The sequence below is a fragment of the Streptomyces stelliscabiei genome (assembly GCF_014873495.1).
GTDB lineage: Bacteria > Actinomycetota > Actinomycetes > Streptomycetales > Streptomycetaceae > Streptomyces > Streptomyces bottropensis.
Genome location: NZ_JADBGF010000001.1, coordinates 4900804 through 4913224 on the forward strand (window position 1 = coordinate 4900804; position 12421 = coordinate 4913224).

The following is a 12421-nucleotide window of genomic DNA, read 5'->3' on the forward strand; positions in this document are numbered from 1 at the left end:
CGTCGTGTCTATGTCGTCGTGCGTATGTCGTCGTGCGTATGTCGTCGTGTGTACGTAATGCAGTGTGCCGCCCGGAGGCCCGGGCGGCACAATCGATCAAGGTGACCGGACGTTCGGGCTCAGCGCGGGCCGAGCGTCCAGCGCGGGCCGTCGGGGCTGTCCTCGATGACCAGACCCGACTGGTTGAGCTGGTCGCGGATGGCGTCCGCGGTGGCCCAGTCCTTGCGGCCGCGGGCGGCCTCGCGCTGCTGGAGGACCAGTCCGACGAGCGTGTCGACGACCCCGTGGAGGTCCTCGCCGCGGTCGCCGACGGCCCCGGCCCAGTGCGGATCGAGCGGGTCGAGGCCGAGGACCCCGAGCATGGCCCGCACCTCGGCGAGGCGCGCCACGGCCTCTTCCTTGTCGTCTGCGGCCAGAGCGCTGTTGCCCTGCCGGACCGTGGTGTGCACGACGGCGAGCGCCTGCGGCACCCCCAGGTCGTCGTCCATCGCCTCGGCGAACGCCGGCGGCACCTCGGCCGCGGGCTCCACGACCCCGCCGGCCTTCTCGACGACCCGCTGGACGAACCCCTCGATCCGGGCGAACGCCGACTCGGCCTCGCGCAGGGCGTCCTCGCTGTACTCGATCATCGAGCGGTAGTGCGGCGTGCCCAGGTAGTACCGGAGCACGATGGGCCGCCAGTGCTTGACCATCTCGGAGACGAGGACGCTGTTGCCCAGCGACTTCGACATCTTCTCGCCGCTCATGGTGACCCAGGCGTTGTGCACCCAGTACGCCGCGAACGCGTCGCCGAAGGCCTTGGCCTGCGCGATCTCGTTCTCGTGGTGCGGGAAGATCAGGTCGAGGCCGCCGCCGTGGATGTCGAAGGCGGTGCCCAGGTACTTGTGCGCCATGGCCGAGCACTCCAGGTGCCACCCCGGCCGCCCCCGCCCCCAGGGCGTCTCCCAGGTCGGCTCCCCCGGCTTCGCCGACTTCCACATGGCGAAGTCACGGGGATCGCGCTTACCGGTCTCGCCCTCGCCGGAGGGCTGGAGGAGGTTGTCCAGCTCCTGGTTGGACAGCGCCAGGTACTCGGGGAAGGACCGCACGTCGAAGTAGACGTTCCCGTCGGCCTCGTACGCGTGTCCGCGCTCGATCAGCCCGCGCATCATCTCGACCATCTCGGTCACATGCCCGGTGGCCCGCGGCTCGTAGGTGGGCGGCAGGCAACCGAGCACGCCGTACCCGTCGTTGAACGCGCGCTCGTTCTCGTACCCGATGGACCACCAGGGGCGGCCCTGATCGGCCGACTTCGCGATGATCTTGTCGTCGATGTCCGTGACATTCCGGACGAACGTCACGTCGTACCCGCGGTACTCGAACCACCGGCGCATGATGTCGAAGTTGAGCCCCGACCGGATGTGCCCGATGTGCGGGGCCGCCTGCACCGTGGCGCCACACAGGTAGATCGAGACACAACCCGGCGTGAGCGGGGCGAAGTCACGAATCTGCCGGGCGCTGGTGTCGTACAGGCGAATAGTCACGCCCCCAAGCGTAGTGGCCCACCAGCCGTGCCCGAGCCCTTCACCCCAAGGACGACAGATTCGTGACGTATGCCCGCCCGGCGTACGGCCACCGCGCCCTTCGGACGGGCCGAGGGCCCGAGAAAGGGGTGCGGGGAACGGCGCGAGCGACCACGACGCTCCCGCACCCGAACAAGCACGCGGGGGCGCCGGGGGCGCCGGGGGCGCAGCCCACCGGGGATGGGACGGGTAGGGACGGCGGGGGCGAAAACCACCCCTCACCCCGAGGTCAAGAAGTCACCCCGCCCGCACCACGAGCGCCGTGGCCACCGCCATCAGCCCCTCACCCCGCCCGGGGAAACCCAGCCCGTCCGTGGTCGCCCCGGACACGGAGACCGGCGCCCCCACCACCTCGGACAGCACCTTCTGCGCCTCGTCCCGCCGCTTGCCGATCTTCGGCCGATCCCCCACCACCTGCACGGCCACGTTGCCGATGACGAACCCCCCGGCCCGCACGATCCGCGCCGCCTCCGCCAGCAACGTCACCCCGGACGCCCCCGACCACTCCGGCCGCCCGGTCCCGAAGTGCTGCCCCAGATCACCGAGCCCGGCGGCGGAGAACAGCGCGTTGCAGGCGGCGTGCGCCACCACGTCCGCGTCGGAGTGCCCTGCGAGCCCCGGCCCCTCCCCCTCCCACTTCAGCCCGGCGCACCACAGCTCCCGCCCCTCCTCGAAGGCGTGGATGTCGGTACCGATCCCGACCTGCGGCAACACCACGGCGCCGGACACGGACCCGACCGCCGGCACGCCGGAACCCACGGCCTTCTCGGAACCCACGGCCTGCTCAGAACCCATCGTTCAGCCTCCTGCGCGCCAGAACCGCCTCCGCGAGCACCAGATCCAGCGGCCGCGTCACCTTGAACGCCTCCTCGTGCCCGGGCACGACCACGACACCCCGCCCGAGCCGCTCCACCATGCTCGCGTCGTCGGTCACCTCCCCGGTGACCGTCTCGTGCGCCCGGAGCAGCGTCTCCCGGTCGAACCCCTGGGGCGTCTGCACGGCCCGCAGCCGCGCGCGCTCGGGCGTGGCGACGACCGGCTCCGGCGCGCCCGGCGCGTCCGCGGGCTCGACCTCCTTGACCGTGTCGGCGAGCGGCAGCGCGGGCACCACGGCGGGCGCCCCGTCCCGTACGGCCTCGATGACCGCGTCGACGGTGTCGACGGGCACGAGCGGACGGGCCGCGTCGTGGACGAGGACGATGTCGTAGCCGGGCGGCAGCGCGTCGAGCCCGAGTTTCACCGACTCCTGGCGCGATTCGCCGCCGGGGACGACGAGGAAGTCCGTCCGCTCGGGCAGGGCGTGCGCGTCGAGCAGGGTCTTGACCTCGGGGGCGCCGTCGGGCGGTGCCACGACGATCACCAGGGAGACGGCGCGGGAGGCGGCCATGGCGCGTACCGCGTGGATCAGCATCGGGGTGCCGTTCAGCGCGCGCAGCGCTTTGGGGGCGCCCGGGCCGAGACGTACACCCCGGCCGGCTGCCGGGATCACGGCCGCCGTACGGGTTGCCGTAGCGGTCGCGGAAGGCGAGGGACGCGAATCGTCAGACATCGGTTCCTGTCAGGTTTGTGTGCTCGGCCTAGGTGGGTATGGCCACAGCGTGCCGGGCGCGACACCTTGACCGGACCCTTCCGTGACATCTGGTCGAGCCAGCTGCCCGGGCCCGGCACGCCAAGTAGGAGCGGCAGTACGCGTACGACAGGTACGAGCACTCCGTACACACATGAGCACCGGGGCACGCCAAGTATCGCCGAGTATCGGAGTCCCCATGAAGGCGTTCGGCATCCGGACATGAACATGCCGCAGCGCCCGGCGACATTACGTACGTCATCGGGCACCGCGGCATTTCGATGTGCTGCGCTGAACGGCTGAGCGGGCTGGCTGCCTGCCTCAGGAGTCAGTTCAGGACGCGAGGACCTCGTCGAGCAGGGCCTCGGCCTTGTCCTCGTTCGTGTTCTCCGCGAGGGCGAGCTCGCTCACCAGGATCTGGCGGGCCTTGGCGAGCATGCGCTTCTCACCGGCGGAGAGTCCGCGCTCCCGCTCGCGACGCCACAGGTCACGCACGACTTCCGCGACCTTGATGACGTCGCCGGAGGCGAGCTTCTCCAGATTTGCCTTGTAGCGACGCGACCAGTTCGTGGGCTCCTCGGCATACGGTGCGCGCAGCACCTCGAAGACCCGGTCCAGGCCGTCTTGACCGACCACATCACGTACGCCGACGAACTCCGCATTGTCCGCCGGCACACGCACTGTCAGGTCGCCCTGAGCGACCTTGAGCACCAAGTAGGTCTTGTCCACGCCTTTGATCTGGCGAGTTTCGATGGCCTCAATCAGCGCGGCCCCGTGATGGGGATAGACCACGGTGTCGCCAACCTTGAACGTCATGTGACAGGTACCCCTTCCGTGGCTATCCAGGGTAACACGGAAACGGCGTGTTCTGAATGGCGTTTTCGCAGGTCAGGGCGCATCTCGGGGCTTGACAACTGCAACAGGAACGTGCTGCGAGGGCCGAACGGAGGAGGGTATTCGCAGGTCGGAGCGGCTCTCCGGGCGGAGCGAAACGCGTACGGTACACGCATCCGGAGGGCCGCACGAGCGCCCGAACGTCCTGCTTTGTCCGCGCCCATGTGTGCGACTTACGCTACTCCGTTCGGTGAGCGGAGTCGGGTACGAGACGAATCCGGAATTGATCAAGGAGTTCGATCAACGGGCGCTGTTCCGCCGTTACCGGATCGTGTTCTGGGCCTGTTCCTCCGGCCTTCCGGCGACGGTTCCCGCGCGTTCTGCCCGGCGTTCGGTCCCTGTTCCGGCCCACGTTCCGGTCCGAGTTCCGGCCGGTGTTCCGACGGGCGTCCGGCCGCTGTTCCGACGGCTGATCGATTTTCCGTACCGGAGCGCATTCCCCGGGGGAAATCCAGGGCGCGGTGGCGGCGAGTTCGGCGGAGGTTATGTGAATGCCGGACAGGCGTGTCGCGGCGACCGTCAATTGCCTCCGCCGACTTGTCGGGGGACTTGGGGAGGGTCGGGTGCGGCAGGGACGGGACGGCTCGGTAACCTGGGCCCGCTACAGACCACGTACCGCCCACGTTCTAGGAGTTGCCGCCGCCGTGAGCAGCAGCCTTCGACGCGGCACCCTCGCCGCCGCCGCCATCGCGTTCTCGATCGCCTCACTCGCCGCGTGCGCCGCCGGCAACAACGCCCAGACGCTGGAGGTCAAGCCGGACAACGCGGCCACGAGCGTCGGCGACATCAAGATCCAGAACGCGATCGTGGTCACCCAGCCCGGTACCGACACCAAGGGCCCCGCCGTGGTCTCCGCGACCGTCTTCAACGGCGCCGACACCGACCAGACCCTGGAATCCGTCACCGTCGAGGGCGCCGGCACCGTCGAGCTGAACCCCGCCAAGGGTGCGGGCAAGGGCGGCAAGATCGTCGTCCCGGCCGGCGGCTCCGTCATCCTGGGCGGCGAGAACAACGCCTCCGCGGTCCTGACGGACCTCACCGACGCGGTCCAGGACGGCAACGCCCAGAAGGTCACCTTCGACTTCAGCGAGACCGGCGAGGTCGGCCTGCGGGCCTTCGTGGTCCCCGCCGAGCACTACTTCGAGAAGTGGGGCCCGAGCGACATCCCCGAGGCCCCCGCCACCAGCGCCTCCCCGTCCGAGGAGACCTCCGGCTCCCCGTCCGCGACCGCCTCGGGCTCACCCGCCGCCGACGAGACCGCCGAGGAGGGCACCGCCGCCGGTTCCACGGCCTCCCCGTCCACCTCGTCCTCCGAGGAAGCCACCGGCCACTGAGCCCCCGCGCACCTACGCCGAAGGGCGGCACCCCTGTCAGGGGTGCCGCCCTTCGGCGTAGAACCACCGGATCGGCCTACGGCTCGAACTTGTACCCCAGGCCCCGCACCGTCACCAGGTATCTCGGGGCGCCCGGGTCGGGCTCGATCTTGGCGCGCAGACGCTTGACGTGGACGTCGAGGGTCTTGGTGTCGCCGACGTAGTCCGCGCCCCAGACGCGGTCGATGAGCTGCATACGGGTCAGGACCCGCCCCGCGTTGCGCAGCAGCATTTCGAGCAGGTCGAACTCCTTGAGGGGGAGGTCGACCTTGGAGCCGGAGACGGTGACGACGTGGCGGTCGACGTCCATCCGGACGGGCCCCGCCTCCAGCGCGGCGGGGCTGACCTCCTCGGGCTCGCCGCGGCGGCGCAGTACGGCCCGGATACGGGCGACGAGCTCGCGGGAGGAGAAGGGCTTGGTGACATAGTCATCGGCTCCTATTTCCAGGCCCACGACCTTGTCGATCTCGCTGTCCTTGGCGGTCACCATGATCACCGGGACATTGGAACGGCCGCGCAGCTGACGGCAGACCTCGGTGCCCGGCAGTCCGGGCAGCATCAGGTCGAGCAGGACGAGGTCGGCTCCGTTGCGCTCGAACTCGTCGAGACCGTCGGGTCCGGTGGTCGCGATGGCGACCTCGAAGCCCTCTTTGCGGAGCATGTAGGACAGGGCGTCGGAAAAGGACTCCTCGTCCTCGACGACGAGCACTCGGGTCACGGAAGGACCTCCGGGGCGGGAAGCGGGTCGTACGATCCGTACGGGGATGGGTCGGGGTGAGGCTGTCCGTCCTCGTCGTCGAGGTCCGGGTGCTGTGCCGCACGGTCACGGGCCGTGCCCGCCTCCGGCAGCCTGAGGGTGAACGTGGAGCCCTGTCCCTCCGAACTCCACACCGTGACCTCCCCGCCGTGCGAGGCGGCCACGTGCTTGACGATCGCGAGACCGAGACCCGTACCGCCGGTCTGGCGGGAACGGGCCGGGTCCACGCGATAGAAGCGCTCGAAGATGCGCTCCTTGTCCTTGTCCGAGATGCCGATGCCCTGGTCGGTCACGGCGATCTCGATATGGTCCCCGCCGGGCGCGCTCACCTGGCGGGCGGCTATGCCGACGCGGGTGCGGGCCGGAGAGTAGTTGACGGCGTTCTCGACGAGGTTGCCGAGGGCGGCGGCGAGCTGCCCCCGGTTGCCCCAGACGCGCAGCTCGGCCGTGCCGCCGGCGGCCATCGTGATCTGCTTGGTGCCGGCCTGGTGGCGGCAGCGGTCGACGGCCTCGGCGACCAGCTCGTCCACCCGGACCGGCTCGGCGTCCTCCAGCGGGTCGTCGTTCTGCACCCGGGAGAGGTCGATCAGCTCCTGCACGAGGTTGGTGAGCCGGGTGGCCTCGATCTGCATGCGCCCGGCGAACCGTTCCACGGCCTCGGGGTCGTCCGACGCGCCCATGACAGCCTCGCTCAGCAGCGACAGCGCGCCCACCGGCGTCTTCAGCTCATGGCTGACGTTGGCGACGAAGTCACGTCGTACGGCCTCGATCCGGCGGGCCTCGGTGAGGTCCTCGACCAGGAGCAGCACGAGCCGGGAGCCCAGTGGCGCGACGCGCGCGGAGACGGCGAGCGCCTCGCCGCGTCCCGTGCCGCGCCGGGGCAGGTCCAGTTCGACCTGGCGTATCTCGCCGTCCCGACGGGTGTCGCGCGCCATCTTCAGCATCGGCTCGATGGAGAGCTTCCCGCCGCGGACCAGCCCGAGGGCGTACGCGGCGGAGCTGGCCTTGACGACGGCGTCGGCCTCGTCGAGCACGACCGCGGAGGAGCGGAGCACCGACAGCACCGTGTCGACACCGGGCGGAAGCACCGGGTCCGTGTGCAGGGAGGTTCTGGTGGGACGCTTCTGCTCGCGTTCACTCACACGGAACGCCAGCATGGCGATGACGCCGGTGAGCACTCCGGCGATCGCTGCCGCTGCGGCGACCGCCGCGTTCACGTCCATGCTTCCAGGTTAGGCACGAGGTCGGACATCCCCACAGCGATCGGAGGGCGACCTCGAACACTCGTCGCCCAGAGTTCACCTTGGAGCCAGTATTGGTTCATTTGGGATGGCCGAAACGGACGCGTACGGGCCTGAACGTGGGAGCGTGGGGTTCGTCCGGGCCCCCGGTCACCGTTTCGCCGTCGCCGTTCATTCGGTCGTTCGGCCTTCCCGGCCTGGCGGAACGGCCTCCGGAACGGCTTTTCTGGTTACCCACGAGCTGACGTACGTAAGAGAGGGACACCCTGATGCGGGACGCGTACCACGAGGAACTTGACTCGATCGGTGAGGGCCTGGTCGAGATGGCCCGACTGGTGGGGTCGGCTATCGGTCGCGCCACGACGGCGATGCTCGACGCCGACCTCAAGCTGGCCGAGAGCGTGATCGAGGCGGACAAGAAGGTCGACGACCTTCAGCACGACCTGGAGGCCCGCGCGATAGCCCTGCTGGCCAGGCAGCAGCCGGTGGCGACGGATCTGCGGATCGTCGTGACGTCGCTGCGCATGTCGGCGGACCTGGAGCGCTCCGGCGACCTCGCCCAGCACGTGGCCAAGCTGACCCGGCTCCGTTTCCCCGAGAACACCGTCCCGCGTGACCTGCACGCGACGATCCTGGAGATGGGCCAGCTCGCGCAGCGCCTGATGGCGAAGGCCGCCGAGGTCATCATCACCAAGGACGTCGATCTCGCGCTCCAGCTGGAGAGCGACGACGACGCGATGGACCTCCTGCACCGCACCCTCTTCCAGCACCTCATGGACGACCGCTGGAAGCACGGCATCGAGACCGCCGTCGACGTCACCCTCCTCGGCCGCTACTACGAGCGCTTCGCCGACCACGCGGTCTCCGTCGCCAAGCGCGTGGTGTACCTGGTGACGGGCGAGCACGCGGACGAGCTGCAGGCGGACATCCAGCCCGTCACGGGGGTGGAGGGGGCGTAGGGATCCCGCTGGTGCGGGGAAGGCGGAGGAGCGCGGGGCTCCCGTTGCGGGGCTCCGGCGCCTCACGGTCCGGCGGGGCGTGCGGACGCCTCCGTGCGCCGTTGATGCGCCCGGCTGAACCGGCCTGCAATGGGGCAACCCATGGGCAAGGGCAGGAGACGGGCAGCGCACAGGCCGCCGACCCTTTCGCGGTCCTGGCTGCCCGGCTGCCACCGACTGCCCGCCGCCCCAGCTACCTCCGAGGAGGGACCATGGCCGAATCCCCATCCCCCGCCAGCCCCAGCACTCCGGACCCGACACAGCTACGGGACACCCATCAGCCCGCGGACATCAAAGCTCTGCCTCTGTTCGGCGCCTGTGGCTGCGGCTCCGGATGTGCGTGCGGATGCCAGTCCGGCAACCCGTGCCAGTGCGGCTGACCGGCACGGGCTGCTGCTGTCCGTAGCCGCGAGGAGGGGCCGTCGCTCGGGACGGCCCCTCCTCGCGCTCACGAGTCTCGCCCGTGCCGCATGCGTTCAGCACCATGCCTCGGAGCTGTCGGCAGCGGCGGCGGTCTCCACCGCGAACGAGCCGTCGGCCGGCCCCTCCGGCATCGGACTGGCGAGCGCCCCGTCGATCCGCTGGGTGAAGCAGTCGCCGGCCCGGTGTCGCCACCCTTCGGCCTGCGCGGCGTCGCGGTAGTGCCGCAGGACACCCTCCCGGTCACCGTCGTACCGGTACGCCCTGCCGGCGGCGACCGCCGGACCGTCGTCGTCGCACTCCTGGTACGTGTCCACGACAACGGCCCCGGCGATCCCCGCACCGAGCACGGGCTCGTCGGCGAGCGTCACCCCGAACCGCTCCTCCTGCCTGCCGCACCCGTACGCGACGAGGAAGTAGCCCACGGGCAGCCCCCCGAACAGCAGCGCCATGACGGCCACGGCACCTGTCGCCGTCGTCCCCGACCTCCTGATCCCCAGGACGGGGACGCTGGCGCTCGGAGGTCCGACGCCGGTCCGACGTCGGTCCGATGCGCGAGGGGTCGCACGCACGGCCGCGCGGGCGCAGCATGAAGGGAGAGGACGGGACGCTGAGAGAAAAGGGAGGTGCGGCCATGGGCAAGTTCATGGACGTCCACCACAACATGAAGGGCATCACGGCGGACCAACTGCGCGAGGCGCACAACGCCGACCTGGCCATCGAGAAGGACGAGAAGGTCCACTTCGAGAGCGCGTGGGCCGACCCCGAGTCCGGCACCGTGTACTGCCTCTCCGAGGCCCCCTCCGCCGACGCCGTCCAGCGCATCCACGAACGCGCCGGCCACAAGGCGGACGAGATCCACCCGGTGCCCCTGGCGATCTGAGCGCGCGGGACTCTCGGGCGGGCGCCGATACGCCTCCGCACGCTGCGCCGATACGCCTCCGCACGCCCTGTCCGGCACGGCGCGCGGGATGGAACCATCCCCATGCCGCATGGCGCATGCCGGCGCCGGTGGCGATCAAGGGGGATCTTCGATGGCTGTAGTGATGTCCATGCTCTGGGCGGACGTGACTCCGGAGCAGTACGACACCGTGCGGGACGCGGTCGACTGGGAGGCGGTCCCGGCGGCCGGCGGCCAGCTGCACATGGCCTGGTTCGACGAGCAGGGCCTGCATGTCACCGACGTCTGGGAATCCCAGGAGGCCTTCGAGACCTTCTTCACCGAACGCCTCGCTCCCGCGATCCAGAAAGCCGGCCTCACGGGCACCCCGGAAACCAGCCTGAGCCCCCTGCACCGCCGCTTCGTCGCGCCGGACGTCACGGGCGCGTCCGCGTAGCCCTCCCTGGACTCGCGCGCGAGCGCCATGCACCTGTCGTCATGGCCTTGCCGCGATGAGGTGGGCCGACGATGCTGGGCCGATGCCCGGGCAGCGCAGGAGGAGACATGGCCGCCAGGACGAGGCGCGGCGGGCTGCCGCTCGTTTCGCCTCGGACGCGGGCCGCTGGGAGGTACTTCTCGAAACCCAGGACGAGTCGGAATGGCACGCTCGTCTCCGCCACCTCCGAGCGTCGGACAGCGGGATCGACTGGACGGCGGTGCGGGTGGACAGGTTCTGCGGGCGCGCGACCCACCCGACCACCTTCCGGCTGAGCCTCTTCGTGCCGAGGGCACCCCCCGTCCGGACCGGGCCCCTCCTCGCGGCACGGTCGGCGCGTCGGATGACGGACCCGTCAACTGAGCTTGCTGCGAGCCGAGTTGAGTACGGGTACTCACGACGGAGTCCTGGTTCCGCCGGGAGCATGGGGTGCGTGGGAAGCACCAAGTCTCCGGGGGGAATCCGATGAACGCTCGCACCCTGTTTCGCCTGACCTTCGCCAACCCCGCTTCGGCGGCCTATCTGGGGCTCGTCGGCGCGTCCGTCGTGCTCGAGGTGGCTGTCGTACTGTTCGGGGACCCCGAAATGGTCGGGGTATGGCCGTTCCTTCTCACCGCCCCCACCTCCCTGGTGACAACAGGTGCCATCGGGGCGCTCTGGGGTGCGGACGCGCCCTACTGGTTCCTGGCTGTCGGGGTCGCCATCAGCGCGCTGGTCCAGTCGTTCGCCCTCGGAGCCCTCCTGCAGGCCCTGCGCGGAGGCGGCCGCGGCCTGGCCCGCCCGAGCCGCGGCTGAGCTGAACACGGCAAGGAGCCCCCTACCGGCGGAGAGGCCGCGGGTAGGGGGCTTGATGGCGTCTGCTTACTTCTTCTTGCCCTGGTCTGACGGGCCCGTTTTTCGGCCCTGGTCAGGGGGCTAGCTACCCCAACTGACCTGCGGTCGACCCGTCGTTGGTGGTCGTTGTCTGTCGTCGTTGGTCGTCCTCGGAGGTGCCAGAGAGGTTCCGGGACATGGCCGTTTCTTTCGGGATCACCGAACCCTTGGCATGTGAGGGTGCTCGTCGAGTGCGGCGCCTCCGGCGGCCTCTGTAGCCTGGCTGCGCTGTACGTCGGGGGGAGCTGACCGTGGAGAACATCCTGTCCGTGGCCATCGGGGCCGCTATCGGCCTCATAGGGGCGGTGTTCGGTTCGTGGTTCACCGCGCGCCGGCAGGACCGCATGTGGCTCCGCGAGCAGAAGCTCAAAGCCGGGATCGGCTTCAACACGGCCGTGGTTCAACTGCTGGACTACCTGAAGGAATCACAGCTGAGTGACGACGGTCCCGGAGCCAACGAGTTGGCGAACCAGATGCAGGAAGCACGCTCAGCCCTCTACCTGCTCTGTGCCAGCGACACCGTCGATCTCGCCGATGCTCTCGCGCGTCGGGTCTGGAGCACCCGGCCCACCGACGGCAGGGACGACCGCCGGGCCGAGTTCCGAGAGACGCTAGACCTCCTGCGTCGCTTCACCCACCAGCTCCGGCAAGAGATCGCCAGATCGTAGTCCCCCACCGTGTCCGGGCTAACCCACGGGCCTGGTCCGCTTGTCGCTTGTCGGCTCGCAGGTCAGAGCCTGTTCCGGGCTATCCCACAGTGCGGTCCCGTCTTGTCACGTCAAGCGACAAGGGCATGAGCGGTGCCAGCAGCCGCTTGTCCCGGATCCTCCTATGCCTTACTGCGTTCGGCCAGTGGCGTCCGCAGTATGGAGAACACCCAGAGCACCCCGGCCGAGCCTCGCGCTGAGCCGTATGTGGAGGCCTTGGTGCGGCGGACGAATGCAGAGGACGACGACCCTGACGCCTTTACTCCGTCCTGACACCCTCTGACAGTCAGGGGCCTTCTGACACCCAAACCCCTAGGCAAACTAGGGTGTCACCCGCTCTCACACCTGACGCTGACACTCTTTGACACCCTGCCCCTACGCGTTCGAGGACGGCAGTCCAGGGCGGGGGACTCCCGCCCGCCCCGTTTGGAATGCCGGTCCTCGGGGCCTTCCAAGGGGCAGACGGCAGAACAGCGGGCGCGTCGTCGGGCCTCTACCGCTCCGGGGGCTTCTGGAGGCTTTCCCGCAGGGGGCAGGACGGCCGTGCCCACCGCGCCCCTGCCCCCGGCCGGAAAAGCCGTCCCTTCTCCCCCTACTAGAGAGTTGAGGGAGAACAGCGTCCGTAGCGTCCGCCGGTCCTCTCCTACATCCTC

13 protein-coding genes are annotated in these 12421 nt (G+C 69.8%); 6 read left to right on the forward strand and 7 right to left on the reverse strand.

All coding sequences use genetic code 11. The annotated features are described in order from the left end of the window. Positions 1 to 119: 119 nt before the first annotated feature. The 4 genes from cysS to H4687_RS21605 all read right to left on the reverse strand — a co-directional run bounded on the left by cysS (position 120) and on the right by H4687_RS21605 (position 3945). Positions 120 to 1523: a cysteine--tRNA ligase gene (gene cysS / locus H4687_RS21590; RefSeq protein WP_046919032.1), complete on the reverse strand. Its 1404-nt coding sequence runs from the start codon at positions 1521 to 1523 to the stop codon at positions 120 to 122. A 276-nt stretch (positions 1524 to 1799) separates the two neighbouring features. After that, entirely contained in the window at positions 1800 to 2357 is a 558-nt protein-coding gene (ispF, locus tag H4687_RS21595; protein WP_046917387.1) for a 2-C-methyl-D-erythritol 2,4-cyclodiphosphate synthase, read from the reverse strand. Then, a complete protein-coding gene (gene ispD, locus H4687_RS21600) occupies positions 2347 to 3111 on the reverse strand; it encodes a 2-C-methyl-D-erythritol 4-phosphate cytidylyltransferase (RefSeq protein WP_005476804.1) in 765 nt (254 codons plus the stop codon). Before ispD ends, ispF begins: the two co-directional genes overlap by 11 nt. A gap of 351 nt (positions 3112 to 3462) precedes the next feature. After that, complete coding sequence (locus H4687_RS21605; protein WP_003953493.1) at positions 3463 to 3945, reverse strand: CarD family transcriptional regulator; 483 nt, start codon at positions 3943 to 3945, stop codon at positions 3463 to 3465. Between the two features lie 722 nt (positions 3946 to 4667). Between H4687_RS21605 and H4687_RS21610 the strand changes: the two genes are divergently transcribed. Continuing rightward, positions 4668 to 5357: a copper chaperone PCu(A)C gene (locus H4687_RS21610; RefSeq protein ID WP_046917386.1), complete on the forward strand. Its 690-nt coding sequence runs from the start codon at positions 4668 to 4670 to the stop codon at positions 5355 to 5357. Positions 5358 to 5433: 76 nt separating this feature from the next. On the opposite strand, the gene H4687_RS21615 is transcribed toward H4687_RS21610, so the two are convergent. After that, on the reverse strand, positions 5434 to 6114 hold the full coding sequence (locus H4687_RS21615; protein WP_046707143.1) for a response regulator transcription factor: 681 nt from the start codon (positions 6112 to 6114) through the stop codon (positions 5434 to 5436). Next, positions 6111 to 7376 carry a sensor histidine kinase gene (locus H4687_RS21620; RefSeq protein ID WP_046917385.1) on the reverse strand — a complete coding sequence of 422 codons (1266 nt, stop codon included), beginning with the start codon at positions 7374 to 7376 and terminating at the stop codon, positions 6111 to 6113. Before H4687_RS21620 ends, H4687_RS21615 begins: the two co-directional genes overlap by 4 nt. 287 nt (positions 7377 to 7663) lie before the next feature. On the opposite strand from H4687_RS21620, the gene phoU reads away from it, so the two are divergent. Further along, entirely contained in the window at positions 7664 to 8353 is a 690-nt protein-coding gene (gene phoU / locus H4687_RS21625; protein ID WP_005476809.1) for a phosphate signaling complex protein PhoU, read from the forward strand. 515 nt (positions 8354 to 8868) lie between these two features. Here phoU and H4687_RS21630 read toward each other — a convergent pair. Beyond that, positions 8869 to 9273 carry a hypothetical protein gene (locus H4687_RS21630; RefSeq protein ID WP_046917384.1) on the reverse strand — a complete coding sequence of 135 codons (405 nt, stop codon included), beginning with the start codon at positions 9271 to 9273 and terminating at the stop codon, positions 8869 to 8871. Between the two features lie 173 nt (positions 9274 to 9446). On the opposite strand from H4687_RS21630, the gene H4687_RS21635 reads away from it, so the two are divergent. From H4687_RS21635 to H4687_RS21650, 4 genes are all read left to right on the forward strand, one after another. Beyond that, the gene (locus H4687_RS21635; RefSeq protein ID WP_020115722.1) at positions 9447 to 9695 is read left to right on the forward strand and encodes an SCO4226 family nickel-binding protein; all 249 of its coding nucleotides are present in this window, start codon (positions 9447 to 9449) and stop codon (positions 9693 to 9695) included. A gap of 151 nt (positions 9696 to 9846) precedes the next feature. Beyond that, positions 9847 to 10149, forward strand: coding sequence for a class I SAM-dependent methyltransferase (locus H4687_RS21640; protein ID WP_046917383.1), 303 nt, complete (start codon positions 9847 to 9849; stop codon positions 10147 to 10149). A gap of 504 nt (positions 10150 to 10653) precedes the next feature. Continuing rightward, positions 10654 to 10983 (forward strand): SCO4225 family membrane protein, encoded by a 330-nt coding sequence (locus H4687_RS21645; protein WP_046917382.1) that lies wholly within the window; start codon positions 10654 to 10656, stop codon positions 10981 to 10983. Between the two features lie 329 nt (positions 10984 to 11312). Continuing rightward, a complete protein-coding gene (locus H4687_RS21650) occupies positions 11313 to 11729 on the forward strand; it encodes a hypothetical protein (protein WP_046917381.1) in 417 nt (138 codons plus the stop codon). Positions 11730 to 12421: the final 692 nt, after the last annotated feature.

Coding starts and splice junctions, on each gene's coding strand:
- ispF (WP_046917387.1), bottom strand. CDS start 2,357: ATGGGTTCTGAGCAGGCCGTGGGTTCCGAGAAGGCCGTGGGTTCCGGC.
- ispD (WP_005476804.1), bottom strand. CDS start 3,111: ATGTCTGACGATTCGCGTCCCTCGCCTTCCGCGACCGCTACGGCAACC.
- H4687_RS21605 (WP_003953493.1), bottom strand. CDS start 3,945: ATGACGTTCAAGGTTGGCGACACCGTGGTCTATCCCCATCACGGGGCC.
- H4687_RS21620 (WP_046917385.1), bottom strand. CDS start 7,376: ATGGACGTGAACGCGGCGGTCGCCGCAGCGGCAGCGATCGCCGGAGTG.
- phoU (WP_005476809.1), top strand. CDS start 7,664: ATGCGGGACGCGTACCACGAGGAACTTGACTCGATCGGTGAGGGCCTG.
- H4687_RS21635 (WP_020115722.1), top strand. CDS start 9,447: ATGGGCAAGTTCATGGACGTCCACCACAACATGAAGGGCATCACGGCG.
- H4687_RS21640 (WP_046917383.1), top strand. CDS start 9,847: ATGGCTGTAGTGATGTCCATGCTCTGGGCGGACGTGACTCCGGAGCAG.
- H4687_RS21645 (WP_046917382.1), top strand. CDS start 10,654: ATGAACGCTCGCACCCTGTTTCGCCTGACCTTCGCCAACCCCGCTTCG.